Origin of the sequence: Mesorhizobium tamadayense (assembly GCF_003863365.1) — a bacterium.
Classification (GTDB): Bacteria; Pseudomonadota; Alphaproteobacteria; order Rhizobiales; family Rhizobiaceae; genus Mesorhizobium; species Mesorhizobium tamadayense.
The window spans coordinates 25,150-43,858 of the sequence record NZ_RQXT01000041.1; the positions used below are offsets into that span (position 1 = coordinate 25,150).

The 18,709-nt window shown below is 64.8% G+C and carries 19 protein-coding genes; 9 read left to right on the forward strand and 10 right to left on the reverse strand.

The features are described 5' to 3' along the window. Nucleotide 1 precedes the first annotated feature (1 nt). A complete protein-coding gene (locus EH240_RS26695; RefSeq protein WP_125004218.1) occupies nt 2-1,474 on the forward strand; it encodes a M81 family metallopeptidase in 1,473 nt (490 codons plus the stop codon). 166 nt (nt 1,475-1,640) lie between these two features. Here the strand turns inward: EH240_RS26695 and EH240_RS26700 are convergent, their stop codons facing one another. The 6 genes from EH240_RS26700 to EH240_RS26725 all read right to left on the reverse strand — a co-directional run bounded on the left by EH240_RS26700 (nt 1,641) and on the right by EH240_RS26725 (nt 6,940). Continuing rightward, nucleotides 1,641-3,695, reverse strand: coding sequence for a M3 family metallopeptidase (locus EH240_RS26700; protein WP_125004220.1), 2,055 nt, complete (start codon nt 3,693-3,695; stop codon nt 1,641-1,643). 132 nt (nt 3,696-3,827) lie between these two features. After that, nucleotides 3,828-4,244, reverse strand: a complete 417-nt coding sequence (locus tag EH240_RS26705; RefSeq protein WP_125004222.1) for a DUF4440 domain-containing protein — start codon at nt 4,242-4,244, stop codon at nt 3,828-3,830. 10 nt (nt 4,245-4,254) lie between these two features. Continuing rightward, complete coding sequence (locus EH240_RS26710) at nt 4,255-4,896, reverse strand: carbonic anhydrase (protein WP_125004224.1); 642 nt, start codon at nt 4,894-4,896, stop codon at nt 4,255-4,257. A gap of 137 nt (nt 4,897-5,033) precedes the next feature. Next, nucleotides 5,034-5,798 (reverse strand): DUF429 domain-containing protein, encoded by a 765-nt coding sequence (locus EH240_RS26715; RefSeq protein WP_125004226.1) that lies wholly within the window; start codon nt 5,796-5,798, stop codon nt 5,034-5,036. After that, nucleotides 5,795-6,679 carry a pyridoxal kinase PdxY gene (gene pdxY / locus EH240_RS26720; protein WP_125004228.1) on the reverse strand — a complete coding sequence of 295 codons (885 nt, stop codon included), beginning with the start codon at nt 6,677-6,679 and terminating at the stop codon, nt 5,795-5,797. Before pdxY ends, EH240_RS26715 begins: the two co-directional genes overlap by 4 nt. A gap of 12 nt (nt 6,680-6,691) precedes the next feature. Continuing rightward, the gene (locus tag EH240_RS26725) at nt 6,692-6,940 is read right to left on the reverse strand and encodes a hypothetical protein (RefSeq protein WP_125004230.1); all 249 of its coding nucleotides are present in this window, start codon (nt 6,938-6,940) and stop codon (nt 6,692-6,694) included. Nucleotides 6,941-7,093: 153 nt separating this feature from the next. Between EH240_RS26725 and EH240_RS26730 the strand changes: the two genes are divergently transcribed. From EH240_RS26730 to ppa, 5 genes are all read left to right on the forward strand, one after another. Further along, nucleotides 7,094-7,732: a LemA family protein gene (locus EH240_RS26730; RefSeq protein WP_125004232.1), complete on the forward strand. Its 639-nt coding sequence runs from the start codon at nt 7,094-7,096 to the stop codon at nt 7,730-7,732. A 199-nt stretch (nt 7,733-7,931) separates the two neighbouring features. Further along, entirely contained in the window at nt 7,932-8,744 is an 813-nt protein-coding gene (locus tag EH240_RS26740; protein ID WP_206075324.1) for a TPM domain-containing protein, read from the forward strand. Nucleotides 8,745-8,750: 6 nt separating this feature from the next. Further along, the gene (locus EH240_RS26745; RefSeq protein WP_125004236.1) at nt 8,751-9,389 is read left to right on the forward strand and encodes a TPM domain-containing protein; all 639 of its coding nucleotides are present in this window, start codon (nt 8,751-8,753) and stop codon (nt 9,387-9,389) included. Between the two features lie 243 nt (nt 9,390-9,632). Beyond that, nucleotides 9,633-10,139, forward strand: a complete 507-nt coding sequence (locus EH240_RS26750) for a GNAT family N-acetyltransferase (protein ID WP_125004238.1) — start codon at nt 9,633-9,635, stop codon at nt 10,137-10,139. Between the two features lie 220 nt (nt 10,140-10,359). After that, entirely contained in the window at nt 10,360-10,893 is a 534-nt protein-coding gene (ppa, locus tag EH240_RS26755; protein ID WP_125004240.1) for an inorganic diphosphatase, read from the forward strand. On the opposite strand, the gene EH240_RS26760 is transcribed toward ppa, so the two are convergent. Both EH240_RS26760 and EH240_RS26765 read right to left on the reverse strand, forming a co-directional pair. After that, nucleotides 10,894-11,484: a hypothetical protein gene (locus EH240_RS26760; RefSeq protein ID WP_125004242.1), complete on the reverse strand. Its 591-nt coding sequence runs from the start codon at nt 11,482-11,484 to the stop codon at nt 10,894-10,896. It abuts the gene before it with no gap. 44 nt (nt 11,485-11,528) lie between these two features. Further along, nucleotides 11,529-12,146, reverse strand: coding sequence for a TetR/AcrR family transcriptional regulator (locus tag EH240_RS26765; RefSeq protein ID WP_125004244.1), 618 nt, complete (start codon nt 12,144-12,146; stop codon nt 11,529-11,531). Nucleotides 12,147-12,224: 78 nt separating this feature from the next. On the opposite strand from EH240_RS26765, the gene EH240_RS26770 reads away from it, so the two are divergent. Then, complete coding sequence (locus EH240_RS26770) at nt 12,225-13,508, forward strand: MFS transporter (RefSeq protein WP_167484172.1); 1,284 nt, start codon at nt 12,225-12,227, stop codon at nt 13,506-13,508. A gap of 266 nt (nt 13,509-13,774) precedes the next feature. Further along, a complete protein-coding gene (locus tag EH240_RS26775; protein WP_125004246.1) occupies nt 13,775-15,349 on the forward strand; it encodes an alkaline phosphatase D family protein in 1,575 nt (524 codons plus the stop codon). Nucleotides 15,350-15,422: 73 nt separating this feature from the next. On the opposite strand, the gene EH240_RS26780 is transcribed toward EH240_RS26775, so the two are convergent. After that, nucleotides 15,423-15,692 carry a hypothetical protein gene (locus tag EH240_RS26780; RefSeq protein ID WP_245436402.1) on the reverse strand — a complete coding sequence of 90 codons (270 nt, stop codon included), beginning with the start codon at nt 15,690-15,692 and terminating at the stop codon, nt 15,423-15,425. 213 nt (nt 15,693-15,905) lie between these two features. Here EH240_RS26780 and typA point away from each other — a divergent pair, with 213 nt between their 5' ends. Then, entirely contained in the window at nt 15,906-17,735 is a 1,830-nt protein-coding gene (typA, locus tag EH240_RS26785) for a translational GTPase TypA (protein WP_125004248.1), read from the forward strand. A 59-nt stretch (nt 17,736-17,794) separates the two neighbouring features. Here the strand turns inward: typA and EH240_RS26790 are convergent, their stop codons facing one another. Then, nucleotides 17,795-18,418: a DUF1062 domain-containing protein gene (locus tag EH240_RS26790; protein ID WP_125004250.1), complete on the reverse strand. Its 624-nt coding sequence runs from the start codon at nt 18,416-18,418 to the stop codon at nt 17,795-17,797. Nucleotides 18,419-18,709 lie beyond the last annotated feature (291 nt).

An 18,709-nucleotide genomic window follows, 5' to 3' on the forward strand; every position in this document is an offset into this window, starting at 1 on the left:
CATGCGCGTCTTCACCGCCTCGCTGGCGACGGAAACCAACACCTTCTCGCCGGTGCCGACCGACCGCGCCTCCTTCGAGATGGCCTTCTACGCCGGTCCGGGAAAGCATCCGGAGACGCCGACGCTGTGCTCCTCGCCGATCGTGGCGCTGCGCCGGCGCGCGGCAGGCGAGGGGCTGACCGTCATCGAAGGCACCGCCACCTGGGCGGAGCCCGGCGGCCTGGTGCAGCGGCAGACCTATGAGGCGCTGCGCGACGAGATCCTCGATCAGCTCAAGGCCGCCTTGCCGGTCGATGCGGTGATCCTCGGTCTGCACGGCGCGATGGTGGCGCAGGGCTATGACGATTGCGAAGGCGATCTGCTGGAACGCGTGCGTAACATCGTCGGGCCGAAGGTCGTGATCGCCTCGGAGTTCGATCCGCATAGCCATCTGACGCCGAAGCGCGTCGCGGCCTCCGACATCATGGCCTACTTCCTCGAATTCCCGCACACCGATTTCTACGAGCGCGGCGAGCATGTCGTCGACCTCGGCCTAGCCGCGGCACGCGGCGACATCAAGCCGGTGATCTCGACCTTCGACTGCCGCATGATCCAGGTGCTGCCGACGAGCCGCGAGCCGATGCGCTCCTTCGTCGACCGCATCAAGGCGTTGCACGGCAAGGACGGCGTGCTGTCGGTCTCGGTGGTCCATGGCTTCATGGCCGCCGACGTGCCGGAGATGGGCACGCGCATCTTGGTCGTCACCGACAACGACAAGGACAAGGGCGATGCACTGGCGCAGAAGCTGGGGCGCGAACTCTATGCCCTGCGCGAAAAGACCGCGATGACGATGCTCTCCGCCTCCGCCGGCATCGAGCGGGCGCTTGCCGTGCGCGCGGAACGCCGGGACAAGCCGGCGGTGATCGCCGACATCTGGGACAATCCGGGCGGCGGCGTGCCGGGCGACGGCACCATCGTTCTGCGCGAGCTTTTGGCGCGCGGCGTCAAGAGTGTCGGCGTGGCGACGATCTGGGACCCGATCGCGGTGACCTTCTGCCACGCCGCCGGCGAGGGTGCCGTCATCGACCTGCGCTTCGGCGGCAAGGCCGGCCCACAGGCCGGCGAGCCGATCGACGCGCGCGTTACGGTGCTCAAGGCCGTCAGCGAAGGCTGGCAGAGTTTCGGACCGAGCCGGGTGACGCTGGGGCCGTCAGCGGTGGTGCGCATCGAAGGGACGGAGGCCGACGTCATCCTCAACACCAACCGCACGCAGACCTTCGAGCCGGACATTTTTTCGAACATCGGCATCGATCCGTTGTCGAAGGATATCCTGCTGGTCAAGTCGACCAACCATTTCTACGCCGGCTTCGCGCCCATCGCCGCCGAGATCATCTATGTGACGGCGCCGAGCTCCTATCCGAGCAATCCGGCGGTCACGGACTACAAGAAGCTGAAGCGGCCGATGTGGCCAAGGGTGGCGGATCCGTGGCGCTGATAATCTCCCCCCTTGAAGGGGAGATGTCGCCGAAGGCGACAGAGGGGGTCGTCTCGCGTAGGGCGCCAACCTCCTTCGCCTGCGATAAGGGGTCGAGCCCAGTCGGACCGACCCCGTCTGGCCGTTTTGCGGCCATCTCCCCCTCAAGGGGGGAGATTTATCCGTGCTACACCAGCCCTCGCTTCACCATCATCGCCTCGGGCGACGGCATTTTGCCGCGGAAGGCGGTGTAGAGCTCTTCGGGGTCCTTCGAGCCGCCGGCGGCGTAGATGCTTTTCTTCAGCCGCACGGCGAGTTCCGGATTGAAGGGGTCGCCCGTCTCCTCGAAAGCCGAGAAGGCGTCGGCGTCGAGCACTTCCGACCACATGTAGGAATAATAGCCGGCCGAATAGCCGTCACCGGCAAAGACATGGCCGAAATGCGGGGTGCGGTGGCGCATGGCGATGGTGTCCGGCATGTGCAGCTTTTCGAGCGTTTCGGTCTCGAAATGAAGCGGCAATTGCGGCGCATCCGGGCGCGCATGGTAGGCCATGTCGATCAGCGCCGAGGCGGTGAACTCGACGGTGGCGAAACCGGCGCCGAAGGTGCGGGCGGAGAGCATCTTGTCGAGCAGCTCCTTCGGCATCGGCTTGCCGGTCTTGACGTGCAGCGCGTGCTTTTCCAGCACCGCCGGCACCGTCAGCCAGTGCTCGTAAAGCTGCGAGGGCAGCTCGACGAAATCACGGCTGACCGAGGTGCCGGAGACTGACGGCCAGGTGACGTCGGTTAGCATGCCATGCAGCGCATGGCCGAATTCGTGGAACAGGGTCTTCGCCTCGTCGACCGACAGCAGCGCGGACTCGCCGGCCGGCGGTTTGGCGAAGTTCATGATGTTGTAGATGACCGGCTTGGCGCCTTCCCCAAGCTTGTAGCCGGATTTCAGCGCGCTCATCCAGGCGCCGGAGCGTTTCGACGGCCGCGCGAAATAATCGGCGAGGAAAAGGCCGCGCTCGCTGCCATCGGCGTTCTTGACCACGAAGACGCGGGCATCAGGATGCCAAACGGTGACACCCTTCTTCTCCTCGAAGCTGATGCCGAACAATCTCGTCGCGACGTCGAAGCAGGCATCGATGACGCGCTCCAACTGGAGGTACGGCTTCAGCTCCGCCTCGTCGAAGGCGAATTTCTCGGCGCGCAGCTTCTCCTGGTAGAAGCGCCAGTCCCAGGCGGCGAATTTTTCGTTGCTGCCGGCTTCCGTCGCCAGCCGCTGCAGTTCCTTCTGGTCGGCGGCCGCTTTCTCCAGGGCCTTTTCCCAGACCGGATCGAGCAACTCGTGCACGGCGTCCGGTGTCTTCGCCATCGTGTCGTCGAGCTTCAGCGCCGCGAAAGACTCGTAGCCGAGCAGCTTTGCCTTCTCGGCGCGCAGCTTCAGCATATCGCGCACCACATCGGTGTTGTCGGTGGCGCCGCCGTTCTGGCCGCGCATGGTGAAGGCGCGGAAGGCGGTCTCGCGCAGGTCGCGGCGCTCGGAAAAGGTCGAGAACGGCTCGTAGATCGAGCGCGACAGCGTCACGGCATACCTGCCCTTCTGGCCGCGCATCTCGGCGGCCTCGGCCATGGCGCTTTTCAGGAAGTCCGGCAGGCCCGCAAGGTCCGCTTCGTCGAGGAACAGCGCCCAGTCGCGCTCGTCGGCCAGCACGTTCTGGCCGAATTTGGTGCCGAGCGAGGAGAGCTCCTCGTTGATGGCCGCCAGGCGCTTCTTGCCATCGGCATCGAGCTTGGCGCCGGACCGTACAAAACCTTTCCAGGTCTTTTCCAGAACGCGCAGCGTTTCGGGATCGAGGTTCAGACTCTCGCTGCGCTGATAGAGGTCGTCGATGCGGGCAAACAGCTTCTCGTTCATCGAGATCGCCGAGAAATGCCTGGACATCTTCGGCGAGATGTCGCGCTCCAGGGCCTGGATGGCGTCGTTGGTGTGGGCGCCGGCCCGGCACCAGAAGATCGACGAGACATGGTCGAGCGGCTCGCCGGCAAGTTCCAGCGCGGCCATCGTGTTTTCGACGGTCGGCGCCTCTGTGTTGCCGGCGATGGCGTCGATCTCGGCCTGATGCGCCTTGAGCGCCGCGTCGAAGACGGGGCCGAAATCATTGTCGCCAATACGGGTGAAATCCGGCAGGCCGAGCGGCCTCTGCCAGAACGTCAGTGGATGGGCGGCGAGGTCGACGGTTTTCGAGGATGACATGAGCGGTTCCGGGGGGCTGATTTGGAGGCGGGCTGCCTCGGATGTAGGGCGGTGCCGCGCACCGCGCAACAAACTGTTTGCGCAATTCCGGACGGAAGACCGCCATGCGCTTTTCCTGAAATTGCTCGGTGCTCAGTAGGCGCTGCAGTCCTGCGCGATCGCGGTCTGGGTGCTGGCGGTGATGCGGCCGCCGGCGACGGTGAAGGTCTCGCGCATCAGCGTGTCGTTCTCGGGGAAGTCGTAGCAGGCGAGCACCGTAGTCTTGCCGTCCTCGCTCTTCTCGATGCGGTGACGGATCGCGGCACCCGCGACCGCGTCCTGCCACTGGTCAATCGAGTCGATGAATTCCTGCTTGCTCTGGACGACGCCAAGGTCCTCGAGCGTCATGCGCGCGTCGTCGGCGAGCAGGGCCGACAATTCGGTGCGGTCGGCCGCCAGCAGCGCCGAATACCACCGGTCGATGACGGCGCTATCGTCGGCGCTGGCGCACACGATCGAGGTCAGCAGCAAAGCAGTCGCGAGAAGGAAATTCCGGCAGTTCCGACGCATTATCCCTCCATCAAAGCTCCGGCCGCTCGAAATCGCCGGTCTCCTTGTTCATCACCCAGAGCTCGCCGGTCGAGATGTCGAACCAGGCGCCGTGCAGGGAGAGCTTGCCCTTGCCCTCGAGGATCGAAACACAGGGGAAGGTCCTGAGGTTGGCGATGGAATAACGGATCGAGATGCGCTCCAGCGCCGTCTGGCGCTCGGTCGCCGTCATGAAGGTGCTGGACGACACGGTCTCGGCGGCCGGCGCGATCAGGCTCATCCATTTGCCGATGAAATCGCCGGGCGACAGCGGCGCAAAATTGGTGTCGAGCGCGGCGCGGATGCCGCCGCAGCGGCCATGGCCCATCACCACGATGTTCTTGACCTTCAGGCTCTGCACGGCGAATTCGAGCGCGGCCGAAGTCGAATGGTACTCGCCGTCCGGCGCATAGGGCGGCACCAGATTGCCGACATTGCGCAGCACGAAAAGCTCGCCCGGCCCGGCATCGAAGATCGCCTCGGGTGCCGAGCGCGAATCGCAGCAGGCGACGATCATGGTCTCGGGCGCCTGGCCTTCGCGCGCCAGCGAGCGGTAGCGGCCGCTTTCGGCGGGGTAGCGGCCGTTCATGAAATTGCGATAGCCGGCGAGGAGGTGCTCGGGGAGGTGAGGCATGGGCGGCTAGAGCCTTTCCGGGGGCTGGAGGCGGCAGCTCGTTGCGATCGAAAGGCTCTAGCGGCAAAAGCCAGTCGCGAGCAATGCCGAAATGCGGATGGCTCCGTCGCATTCGCGATGCGAGGGGCATGACTCGGTCACGCCCAGATCGCGACCTGGATGCCGAAACGGTCGATCAGTGGCGGATCCGGAGACGGTCTAGCCTCGCCGCTGACGATACGCCCGGCGATCAGCATCATGGCCGCCGCGTCGAGGAAGTCGACGCTCGCGGCACACCTTGGCGGCGGCCGGTCGAGAAAGCTCTTCTCGTAACCGTGCCGGCAAAGCAGCGCCTTGCGCTCCTCCATGCCGGCCGGGTTGACGGCGCCCTTGATCTTCTTCGGCAGCGTCATCGCTTTGCCGCCGTTCAGCCGGCAGAAGGCGACTTCCGGGTGCGATTCGAAGATGCGGCCGCGCAGATCCGGTCGAGCGATCAGCACAGCATCGATCTCGCGGATTTTCGCAAAGATGCCGAAGGCCTGGATGGAAACGCCGCGCGGCGGATCGGAGGTGGCAAACGCCACCGCGCTTGCCCGCCGGTGCGCCGCATACCAGGCCTCGACGGTCGTGAAGTCGCTGGTGTCGGCGTAGAGCGCCGCGCGCGACGGGATGGCAAAGACGCTCGATTGCCGCGCCCCGAGAAGCGGCCGCACCAGCGCCTCCGGCCCGCGTCCGCCTCGGCCGGAAAAATCCGGCAGGCCGATCGGCATGTCGACAGCGATCGTGGCGCCGGGCAAGGCGTCGAGCAGCGCCTGGAAGCTCGGAAAGACCGAGACCGACGGCGCAGCATCCGGCTCGCGATGGATGGCGATCCAGCCGGTCTTGCAGCCGTCGACGCCGGCCAGCACGCCGCCTGGCGTCACGCCCGCTTGTCCCGCCCGGGATGGAGGAGGTGGCGAAGCTGCACCATGGCCATCGGATGCGACAGGCTCTGCGCGTCGGTTTCGAGCTGCAGCTCGTCGCCGCCTCGCTTTGCCGTGCGCGCCAGGATCTCGTAGACGGCGGCCGTGGTCGACTGCAGCGCCTTGACCGGCGGCTGGCCGGCGAGGATGCGGGCGAGATAGACGGCAGCCGTCAGGTCGCCCAGGCCGTTCGGCGGCTTCTCGATCACGCGGTGCTCGGCCAGCAGCGCCTGGCTGCCGTCGAGCAGGAAATTGCCGGTGCCGCCCGCCATCATCGACGGCGCCGAGGTGACCAGCATGGTCGAGGGACCGGCGTGCAGGGCTGCCGCCGTCACCGATTTGATATCCGGCAGCGGCGCGCCGGCCATCCATTCCAGTTCGTAACGGTTGGGCGTGGCGATGTCGGCGATCGGCATCAGCCTGTCGCGCATGGCGATGGCGGTCCGCTCCGGCACATAAAGCCCGCCCGAATCGCCCATCACCGGGTCGCAGACATAGAGGGCGCCAGGGGTCTTGGCCTTGACGGCGGCGACCAGTGAGGCGACGGCCTCGGCCTGGCCGGCCTCGCCGAGATAGCCCGATAGCACCGCCCTGACCTCGCCCAGCCATGGCGCGTGCTCGAGATCGGCCATCAGCGCCTTGAACTGGTCGAGCGGCGGCACGATGCGGGTGGCGCGGCTGTGGCCGGGATGCCAGGGAAGGATGACGGTCGGCACCGCCCACACCGGAAAGCCGAGCGTCTCCAGCGCGAAGACCGCGGCGCGGTTGCCTACCGAGCCGCGGGCGACATGGCTGGAGATGACGATGACCGCGCGCGGCGCGTCGGTTCCTTCAGCATTCATGGAGTTTGATTCCTAGCCACCTTGCATGGCGGCATACACCAGCCAGGCGAGCAGCCCAATGGCAGCGACGAGGCCGAGCGTTCGGCCAATGCGGGTACCCCAATATTCGATCGGATCGGAACGGTCGACGTCCGCCGCGGTGACGCGGTCGCGCGCTGCCTTCGCGGAGCGGGCGACGAACGATGCGCCGGGCGTCGTCTCACGCGCGACGCGCTCCAGGATGCGGTGCGATTCGTTCTCGTCGTCCCGGCGCTCAGCCATGGCAAATGTCCTTTCGGGGCGGGAGCTTAGCCTGTTCGCGCGCGCATTCACAGAGGTGGGCGGCAAGACCAAGGCTGCGGCGTCACCGGTCATTTTCTTGCGCGCAGATTGTGGTAATGCTTCGCACGCAACTTTGATCCGAGGGGACCAATCATGTTCGCCGCGCGCCTTTTTCTGCCCTCCGCTTTCCGCAACTTGCCCGCCTTGCTGATGATGGCTTTCGTCCTGCCGCTGCTTGCAGGCTGCGGCTACAACACCATCCCGACGGCCGAGGAGAACGCCAGGGCGGCCTGGAGCGAGGTGCTCAACCAGTATCAACGCCGCGCCGACCTGATCCCGAACCTGGTCGAGACGGTCAAGGGCTACGCCTCGCATGAGAAGGACACGCTCGACGCGGTGGTCCAGGCGCGCGCCAAGGCAACCCAGATCACGGTCACGCCGGATACGCTGAAGGACCCCGAAGCGCTGAAGAAGTTCCAGGACGCCCAGGCCGGGCTGACAGGCGCGCTGTCGCGGCTGATCGCGGTGTCTGAGAACTATCCAGACCTCAAGGCCAACCAGAATTTCCTCGCCCTGCAGGCGCAGCTCGAAGGTACCGAGAACCGCATCGCCGTGTCGCGCCGCGACTACATCCAGGCGGTCAGGGACTACAATCTGACGCTGAGGACCTTCCCGTCGGTGCTGTGGGCGACCCTCTGGTTCCGCGGCAACGAGCCGTTCGCCAATTTCACCGTCGAGGAAGACAAGCTGCAGGTGCCGAAGGTGAATTTCGGCACCAAGCAGGGCGGGTGAGCGTCACTGAATCCTATCGAGCCTGTCAACCTTGAGTTCCGTCACACTCCTCTCTGTCCTGCCGGACATCTCCCCCGCAAGGGGGGAGATGGGACGTCATCTGCCCTTTCGCCAATTTTCGGCGTCTGAAGGAGATGGCCGGCAACGAAGCTGCCAATCTCCCCCCTTGCGGGGGAGATGGCCGGTAGGCCAGAGGGGGGTGGGCCGGAGTGCCTTCGTCGGCGTTTTGCTTATTCTCTTCTGCCTCCTTCTCCCCCTCGCCGCCCCTGCCGCCGATCTCCCCGCCCTCACCGGCCGCGTCGTCGACAATGCCGGCATCATCGATGCCGGCACGCGCGCGGCGCTGACGCAGAAACTCGCCGACTTCGAGACGAAAGGCTCCGACCAGATCGTCGTCGCCACCATCCCCAGCCTCGGCGGCGAGGAGATCGAGCCTTACGCCAACCGGCTGTTCCGGTTCTGGAAGCTCGGCCAGGCCAAGGAGAACAACGGTGTCCTGCTCTTGGTCGCGCCCAACGACCGCAAGATGCGCATCGAGGTCGGCTATGGGCTGGAAGGCACGCTGACCGACCTGCACACCAAGCTGATCATCGAAAACGACATGGTGCCGGCCTTCCGCGCCGGCGACTTCGCCGGCGGCATCAGCAAGGCCGTCGACGACATGATCATGGTGCTGGAGGGCAATCCGGAGGAGTTGGAGGCGCGCGGCAAGCGCAACGAGCAGGCGCCGTTCAACTCCGACGACCTGTTCTTCGCCATCTTCATCACCATCTGGGTGCTCATCTTCTTCGGCAGCATCGCGCTGACGGTGCTGCCCCCGATCTTCGGCCAGAAGATCGGCCCGGGCCGCTACCGCTGGCTCGGCATGACCTTCGGGCCAAGCCGGCGATCCTCCGGAGGAGGTGGCGGCTGGTCGTCGGGCGGCGGAGGCTGGTCGTCCGGTGGCGGCGGTGGCGGGTTTTCCGGTGGCGGCGGCTCGTCGGGCGGCGGCGGCTCCTCGGGAAGCTGGTGAGGGACAATGGCAACGCGACCGATCAGCCCTGAGGACCATGACCGCATCGCCGCGGCGATCCGCGTTGTGGAAGCAAAGACCGACGGCGAGGTATACTGCGTCGTGGCGCAATCCAGCGACGGCTATTTCTTCCCGGCCGCGTTCGCGGGTGCGCTCGCCACGCTTATCGTTAGCCTCGCGGTGGCCTACGGGCTGGAAGCCTCGTGGCTGACCATCCGTCTGCCGCATTTCGTGCTTGCCCAGCTTCTGGCGCTTGGCTCCGTGCTGGTGCTTCTATGGGCGCTGCCCGGCTGGCGCATCCATCTTGTGCCGAGACGGCTGCGCTACCAGGCGGCGCACGCCAATGCGATGAAGCAGTTCCTCGCCCGCAACGTCCATCGCACGAGCGCGCGCACCGGCGTGCTGATCTTTGTCTCCATCGCAGAGCGCTATGCCGAGGTGGTCGCCGATAGCGGCATCAATTCAAAGGTCGGGCAGCATGTCTGGGACGGCGTGGTGCGCGAGCTGACCCGGCACGCCGGCGACGACCGTCTCGCCGACGGCTTCGTCCAGGCGATCGAATCGGTCGGCGCGGTGCTCGCCGAGCATTTCCCGGTCACCGCCGGCGACACCAACGAGCTTGACGACCACCTCGTCGAAATCTGAGAGCCAGCCTGTAAACGCTACTCTGCCGGACGCCTGACGCGATTTTCTGCGCTTCCGATGCTCACGGACCCGAAAGTCCGCTGCGCTTCGATTCTCGAAAATCACGTCATCCGCCTCGGCAGAACGCATTTCCAGGCCGGCTCTACCTAGTCTCACCAGCGTGTCGTCTCCTTGTGCGAAAGCGCCGGCGCGACAGAGCGGACTCTTTGCAAGCGGACGAAGCGGGTCTATGGTTAACAAATCATGAACACGCTGACGATCGACATCCGGAAAGCCGACCCTCGCGATGCAAGCGCCATCGCGGAAGTGCATCAGGAGGCTTGGCGCGGAGCCTATTCCGGCATCATCCCGCACCGCACGCTGACGGCCATGATCAATCGCCGCGGCCCCGACTGGTGGGCGAACGCGATTCGCAAGGCGGCAACGGTGCTGGTGATCGAGATCGGCGGCACGGTCGCCGGCTATGCCACGATCGGCAAGAACCGCGCCCGCGAGCTCAGGCAGCAGGGCGAGATCTACGAGCTTTACCTGCGCCCGGAATATCAGGGCATCGGGCTCGGCAGCCGGCTGTTCAAGGCGGCGCGGGCGCGCCTTGCCGACCATGGTCTCCGGGGCCTGGTGGTGTGGGCGCTGGAAGACAACTACAATGCTTTAGCCTTCTATGCCGGCAATGGCGGCCGCGACATCGCCGAAGGCGTCGAGATCTTCGAGCAGAAGGCGCTGAAGAAGGTGGCCTTCGTCTGGGAATGACGGGCCCCGGCTAAGTTGCGTCGCGGCAGGCGACGCTCCTTAGGTCTTTGTTTTGATGCATGTGGCCCTCCCAAAACCGCTGCGCACTTTTGGGCGACATGCATCAGGTTACAGGCCATCACAAAGTGTGCGGTCCCATTGGCGCTCCGCACCATTCGCCGCATTGCACCATGACGCTTCGCCCGCTATCGGTTTCCGAAATCGAGAGAGGATTTGAGCCATGCGTATCGAAGCGATAGCCACCGGAAAGAATCCGCCCGAGGACGTCAACGTCATCATCGAGGTGCCGATCGGCGGCGAGCCGATCAAGTACGAGATGGACAAGGAGGCCGGCACGCTGTTCGTCGACCGCTTCTTGCACACCTCGATGCGCTATCCCGGCAATTACGGCTTCGTGCCGCATACCCTGTCGGGCGACGGCGACCCGATCGACGTGCTGGTCTGCAACACGCGCGCGCTGGTGCCGGGCTGCGTCATCAATGTGCGGCCGATCGGCGTGCTGATCATGGAAGACAATGCCGGCCAGGACGAGAAGGTGATCGCGGTTCCCTCGCCCAAGCTCACGCTGCGATACGAGAACGTCACCGAATACACGCACCTACCGGAAATCACCCGCCAGCAGGTGCAGCACTTCTTCGAGCACTACAAGGATCTTGAGCCCGGCAAATGGGTCAAGATCGAGGGCTGGCACGATTCCAAATATGCCAAGAAGATGATCGTCGACGCAATCGAGCGGGCGAAGGCAGCTAAGTAGTCAGTTATCCACCCGTCCAAAGTCCGGCACCTTGCCGATAACCTCGCGCTTGTCCTTGCCGCAAGCGGAGCTCTTCGCTTTTTCGTCGGCGAGCTTGCGCGCCTGGTCGTTGGCCTGAGGGTTGCCGGTGGCGAGCACCAGGCCGACGGTGCAGCCCTCACGCTCCTCCGGCTGCGCCACCTTGGCGACGACTAGCACCTCGGTTGGCTTGTTCTCGTTCTCGGGATTGCTGATCTCGCGGCGGTGAATGACGGCAAAGGGTACCGCCTTATCGCCGCTGGTTTCGATGCGCCACTCGACTTTCGGACCCGCGGTATTGAGCCCGGAAAAACTCTCCCACACCGCGGTCATGTCGTCGGAGGGAAAGCCGTAATAGACGGATTCGCGGGCGTCGTCGTAGCCGACCAGCACCGGATAGCCGCGATAGCCGGCGCAGGCGAGGCTCGCCCAGTCGCCGTCGCCTTCTTGCGCCTGCGCATAGGTGACGCAGTCCTTCTTCCAGTCGAGATCGGTGTAGGCGCTGGAAATGTCGCCGGCACAGGCTGCCTGGGAGAGACCAGCGAGAGCAAGCGGAACCAAAAGAACACGCATCGCTGACAACTCCGTTTCAAGCTGCCGGAGCGTAGCGCCAATCGTTATTTCTTCAAGCTGGCTTCGATCAGCAGATCGGCGTTGCGGGCGACCGACGCCGCTGGCCCGCCGAGGCCGAACAACTGGCCGCTGATATAGGCGCCCTCGATCAGGAGCAGCAGCCCGTCGCCGAGCGTGTCGGCATCCGCCGCGCCCATCGCCGCGGCCATGGCGCGCAGGCGCCGGCGCAACTCCACTTTGTTGTTCTCGCTCACCACCCGCGCGGGATGCCCGTGCTCGGGATATTCGACCGCGGCGTTGGTCATGCCGCAGCCGCGGTAGTCCGGCTTCTGCGCGCGTTTGCCGACGCGGGTGAGGAAGGCGATGATCTGGGCGCGCGGGTCGCCCGGATGCGCGTCGACGGCTTCGTCGAAACGCTCCCAGAATTCGAGGTCGTATTGGCGCAGATAAGAGGCGGCGAGCTCGTCCTTCGACGGAAAGCTGCGGTAGAGGCTGGGCTTGGTAACGCCGGCGCGCTTGACGATCTCGTCGACTCCGATCGCCCGGATGCCCTCGCGGTAGAACAGGTCGCGCGCGACGCCAAGGATCTTGTCGGCGGCCTTGGGTGCTGGCGTGGCGTGGGTGTCGCTGATCGACGCTTCAATTTTATTGTCCGATGACATTCACCAAACTCGCTTGACAATGTTACTGACCGGTACGTATGTATGGTGCAACTCCATTGCAACGTACCGGTCAGTAACATGATAGCTCAGTCCCGCCCGTTTGGCCAGCGCTACGCCTTTGTCGTCGTCGCCGTCATCTTCTTCTGCCTGCTCATAGCGGCCGGCCTTCGCTCCGCACCGGCGGTCATGATGCTGCCATTGGAAGAGAGCTTCGGCTGGCGCCGCGATGTCGTTTCTCTAGCGGCAGCGGTCGGCATCTTCCTCTACGGCCTGACCGGGCCGTTTGCCGCGGCGTTGATGGAGAGGATCGGGCTGCGCCGCACGCTGCTTGCCTCGCTCCTGATGATGTCGGGCTCTACCGCGCTCAGCCTGCTGATGACAAAGCCGTGGCATCTGCTGATCACATGGGGGGTGTTTTCAGGCATCGGTTCGGGCGCGGTCGCGACCGTGCTCGGCGCCACCATCGTCAATCGCTGGTTCAAGACCAATCGCGGCCTGGTGATGGGATTGATGTCTGCCTCCAGCGCCACCGGCCTGCTGGTGTTCCTGCCACTGCTCGCCTCGCTAGCCCAGTCGGGAGGTTGGAAGCCGGTCGCCATTGCCATCGCGATCGCCACCGCTGCTCTCGTGCCGCTGGTCTTTCTGCTGGTGCCCGAGCGCCCGGCCTCTATCGGCCAGGTGCGCTATGGCGCCGAGGCCGACGACGTGCCGCCGACATCGCCGGCATCGCAGGGCAATTTCCTGGCGCACACGCTGAACACGTTGCGCCGCGCCGCGGGTACCAGGGTGTTCTGGTACCTGTTCGCGACCTTCTTCATCTGCGGCTTCACCACCAACGGTCTGGTCGGCACGCATCTGATCGCCTTCTGCGGCGACATGGGCATCGGCGAGGTGCAGGCCGCGGGCCTGCTGTCGATGATGGGCATCTTCGATCTGATCGGCACGACGCTGTCGGGCTGGCTCACCGACCGCTTCGACCCGCGCAAGCTGCTTGGCGTCTATTACGGCATTCGCGGCCTGTCGCTTATCTACCTGCCCTATTCCGGCTTCTCCGCGGTCAGCCTCATCATCTTCGCCGTGCTCTACGGGCTCGACTGGATCGCCACCGTGCCGCCGACGCTGAGGCTCGCCAACGAAGCCTTCGGCGACCGCAGCGGCCCGATCGTCTTCGGCTGGATCGTCGCCGGCCACCAGGTGGGCGCGGCCGCGGCTGCTGCCTTCGGCGGCACGATGCGGGAATTGCAGGGCAATTACGAGCTCGCCTTCCTCATCGCCGGCATGACCGGCATCGCGGCGGCCTGTATCTCGCTGCTGATCAATACGAGCAAGCCGGCATTCGAGCCGGAGCCGCAGGCGGCGTAGGCGCCAATCTCCCCCCTCGAGGGGGAGATGGCCGCGAAGCGGCCAGAGGGGGTCGCCTCGCGTGAAGCTCCAACACCTTCCGCTACGAGAGATGACGCCGGCGCTCTACGCGAGACGACCCCCCCTCTGTTGCCTTCGGCGACATCTCCCCCTCAAGGGGGGAGATAGCCTTGTTCACTGTTATCAAAACTTCATGATTCCGAGATGCGCCTGAAACATTGAGGCCGGAGTTTGGCGGTCCCGTTCAACGCCATCCGGAGACAGCCATGAACAAGCTTTCGTTGACCCGCCGCGCTTTCGTCACCTCGGCCAGCGCCTTTGGCCTGGTCGGCGCCTCCGGTCTCGCGCTGCCTTACTATTCCCGCGCCAGCCAGCGCCCGGCCTTCACCCATGGCGTCCAGTCCGGCGATGTCGACGCCACCTCCGGCATGGTCTGGACCCGCACCGACCGCCCGGCGCGCGTGATGTACGAAGTCTCGACGACGGAAAGCTTCGCCGACGCCGTCAAGCTGGCGCCGCTCGATACCTCGCCTGCGAGCGATTACACGGTCAAGCGGCTGCTCACCGACCTCGCCTCCGACCAGGACATCTTCTACCGCATGGTCGCGGCCGATCTTTCCGACATCAATGCCGTCTCCGAGCCGATCGTCGGCCGCTTCCGCACCGCGCCGGCCTCGAAGCGCGACGTACGCTTCGCCTGGTCGGGCGACACCGCTGGCCAGGGCTGGGGCATCGACGAGACCGGCATGAAGACCTATTCCACCATCGCCAGGCACACGCCGGACTTCTTCCTGCATTCCGGCGACACGATCTATGGCGACGGCGCCATGAAGGACGAAGTCGACCTGCCGGGCGGCGGCAAGTGGAAGAACGTCGTCATGATCGACGGCAAGCGCAAGGTCGCCGAGACGCTGGATGAGTACCGCGACCAGTGGAAGTACAACATGATGGACAAGCACGTGCTTGGCCTATCCGCCATCTGCCCGACCTTCTATCAGTGGGACGACCACGAGGTGCTGAACAACTGGTCGGATTCGAAGGATCTGACCGCCGACAACCGCTACACGGAAAAATCCATCCATGTGCTGGCGGCCCGCGCGGCGCGGGCCTTCCATGAGATGACCACCATCCGCTACGAGCCGTCCGAGCCCGGCCGCGTCTACCGCAAGATCGCCCACGGGCCGCTGCTCGACGTGTTCTTCCTCGACATGCGCGCCTATCGCGGGCCGAACGGCCCCGGCATGGAAGAGACATTGACGCCGAAGTCGCGCATGCTCGGCGAGCAGCAGACGCAGTGGCTGAAGCGCGAGCTCGCGAACTCCAAGGCGACCTGGAAGATCATCGCCGCCGACATGCCGCTCGGCCTCGTCGTCTGGAACGATAGTGTCAAGAAGGCCGGCGCCGAAGCGGTCAGCAATGGCGACAATGGCGCGCCGAAGGGCCGCGAGCTCGAATTCGCCGATCTGCTGCGCTACATCAAGAACGCCGGCATCACCAACACGGTGTGGCTCACCGCCGACGTCCACTACACGGCGGCGCATTATTACAACCCCGACAAGGCGCAGTTCCAGGATTTCAATCCGTTCTGGGAGTTCGTCTCCGGCCCGATCCACGCCGGCACTTTCGGCCCCAACGATCTCGACAAGACCTTCGGTCCGGAGCTGAAGTTCATCAAGGCGCCGACCGCCGAGGAGGGCCAGAACCTGCCGCCGTCAGCCGGTCTTCAGTTCTTCGGGCTGGTGGATATTTCCGGCGCCACCGAGCAGCTCACCGTGCGGCTGATGGATCGCGACGACAACCAGCTCTACAAGATCACGCTCGATCCGGTACGGTCGGCGTAGGGAGAATGCTTCGATAATAGGCGAACGCCGGCGGGAAGGATCGCTACGCTTGCCGCATTCCTATGGCTTTGGTTCAATCCGGATAGCAGGCCGCGGGAACGTTCGGCCACACCGCGCTGTCGCAGTTGTTCGCCTTCTGGCGCTGCTTGAAAGCGGCGCTGACCGGGCCGGTGACGATCGGGTCGACACCGTCGGGGGCGTCGGCGAACATCTGCTGCGCGGTCTTGGCTTCAGGCGGCTGGATGGAATCGGTCTCTCTCAGCGCCGTCGCCGACTGCGCTACGCCGGCTGCAAGCAGCAGACCAAGCGCCGTCCATGCCAAAACCGGGCGCAATCTGGACATCTGATCGGTCATGAACATCGAACTGCCCGGCCCCTCAAAGGTTCCGCCTTGGTTAACGGAATCATTTCACACCAAGACGTTTAAGAATCAGTGACCATGTATTTGGGGCGCGGCCTCCCCTTTCGCAAATGCGAAAAACCTTGTATGAGCCGCGCAACCGAAAAAGGCAGCGCCCTTTGGGCCTGCTGCCTGCAACGCTCCCGAGACCAGATCATGAACATCCGCAATATCGCGATCATCGCGCATGTCGACCATGGGAAAACCACCCTCGTTGACCAGCTTCTGAAACAGTCCGGCGCCTTCCGCGACAACCAGCGCGTCGCCGAGCGCGCCATGGATTCCAACGACCTCGAGAAGGAACGCGGCATCACCATCCTCGCCAAGGCGACCTCGGTCGACTGGCACGGCATCCGCATCAATATCGTCGACACGCCCGGACACGCCGACTTCGGCGGCGAGGTCGAACGCATCCTGTCGATGGTGGATTCGGCGATCGTGCTCGTCGATGCCGCCGAAGGGCCGATGCCGCAGACCAAGTTCGTCGTCGGCAAGGCGCTCAAGGTGGGGCTGCGACCGATCGTCGTCATCAACAAGATCGACCGTCCGGACGCCCGCCACATCGAGGTGGTCAACGAAGTGTTCGACCTGTTCGCGGCGCTCGACGCCACCGACGAGCAGCTCGACTTCCCGATCCTCTACGGCTCGGGCCGCGACGGCTGGGTCTCGGAAAACCCGGAAGGCCCGAAGGACCAGGGCCTGGCGCCGCTGTTCGACCTCGTCGTCAAGCATGTGCCGGCGCCGACCGTGCATCCCGGTCCGTTCCGCATGATCGGCACCATCCTGGAGGCCAATCCGTTCCTCGGCCGCATCATCACCGGCCGCATCGAGTCCGGCTCGCTGAAGTCCAACCAGGCGGTCAAGGTGCTGCATCATGACGGCACCCAGATCGAGACAGGCCGCATTTCCAAGATCCTCGCCTTCCGCGGGCTCGAGCGCCAGCCGATCGAGGAAGCGCAAGCAGGCGACATCGTGGCGATCGCCGGCCTGTCGAAAGGCACCGTCGCCGACACATTCTGCGATCCGGCCGTGACCGAGCCGCTGCACGCGCAGCCGATCGACCCGCCGACCGTGACGATGTCCTTCCTGGTCAATGACAGCCCGCTCGCCGGCACCGAGGGCGACAAGGTGACCAGCCGCGTCATCCGCGACCGCCTGCTGCGCGAGGCCGAGGGCAACGTCGCGCTCAAGATCGAGGAATCGCCGGAGAAGGATTCCTTCTTCGTCTCCGGCCGCGGCGAGCTGCAGCTTGCGGTGCTGATCGAGACGATGCGCCGCGAAGGTTTCGAAATCGCCGTGTCGCGGCCGCGCGTCGTCATGCAGAAGGGCGAGAACGGCGAACTGCTGGAACCCGTCGAGGAAGTCGTCATCGACGTCGACGAGGAGCATGCCGGCGTCGTCGTGCAGAAAATGTCGGAGCGCAAGGCCGAGATGGTGGAACTGCGCCCCTCCGGCGGCAACCGCCAGCGCCTCGTCTTCCATGCGCCGACGCGTGGGCTGATCGGCTACCAGTCGGAGCTGTTGACCGACACGCGCGGCACCGCCGTGATGAACCGGCTGTTTCATGCCTACGAGCCGTACAAGGGCGAATTGCCCGGTCGCACCAACGGCGTGCTGATCTCCAACGAGCAGGGCGAGTCCGTCGCCTATGCGATGTGGAACCTGGAGGACCGCGGCCCGATGGTCATCGATCCGGGCGTCAAGGTCTATCAGGGCATGATCATCGGCATCCACTCGCGCGACAACGACCTCGAGGTCAATGTGCTCAAGGGCAAGAAGCTCACCAACATCCGCGCCGCCGGCAAGGACGAGGCGGTCAAGCTGACGCCGCCGGTCCGCATGACGCTGGAACGCGCGCTGGCCTGGATCCAGGACGACGAGCTGGTCGAGGTGACGCCGAAGACCATCCGGCTGCGCAAGCTCTATCTCGACCCCAACGAGCGCAAGCGCTTCGAGAAATCGGCCAAGGTGATGGGCGCGGCGTAAGGCGCCTTTCCCGTAGCAGTCATCAAAGGAGGGAGCACGGGCGTGCTCCCTCCTTTCTTTTATCCGCCGGCGGCCGAGATGACGATGTCCCGATCGGGCTCGCCAACCAGATCGATGCGGATTGCGGTTCCTGTCCGGGCCGGCTTGCGTAGCGCCCTGGCGCCGTCAGGTGCCACAACCAACAATCGCCGCTCCTCCCAGGTCTGAAGCCTCAATCTGGAGATGCCGAACTCGCGGGCGAGCAAGCGGTCGAGGCGCAAGCACGTTGTCGTTTCGAGCCAAAGCTGGAGTTCCACCATGGTGTTTTCCATGCTGCCATCCAGCACCTGTTTTTGAACGGCTACGTCGGGAAATTCCTCGACGCGCCCGATCCAGGTTCTCAGCGCAGGGGCATCGAACGCGTGGCAGCGCACCAGCGCAGGGTCGTTGTTTTCGAGGGACGCCAGCAGCGCCGGCGCGATGTCGCGGCGGCTGCGGCGCTCCAGTATGGTCCGGTTCCAGGAGTTGTCGCAGTCGACGCAGCGGTAGATCAGCCAGGCGTCGATGCGCTTGCCGTTGGCGTTCACACGGAATTTACCGCTGCATCGATAGGGTCTGACGCCGCCGCAGCGATTGCAGTTGATGAGAGGCCGAGGCGCGATTTTCGGCGCGATCGCCCAGCGGATACGCAACAGTCCAGACATGCCGGTAGGCCCTTCCCGTCGGGAAGTCCGTCAGGCCGGCGATGTCCGAGATGCCTGCGAGGGCACGGCGTGGCGAAAGGCTGCGGCGGATGGAAGTCAGGCGTCGGCGGTAGAGCCTGTTCCATCCCGATGAAATCGGGATGGGGCTCTATCTGTTTGTTTGAGCATGATCTTTTCCGAAAACCGGATCCCACTTTTCGGGATCATGCTCTAGCTGCGCGACGGCGGCTCAGCAATGCCAAACCGGTCTCGAAACCGCCGCCTGAAGAACACGTGAAAATGATGCAGGGG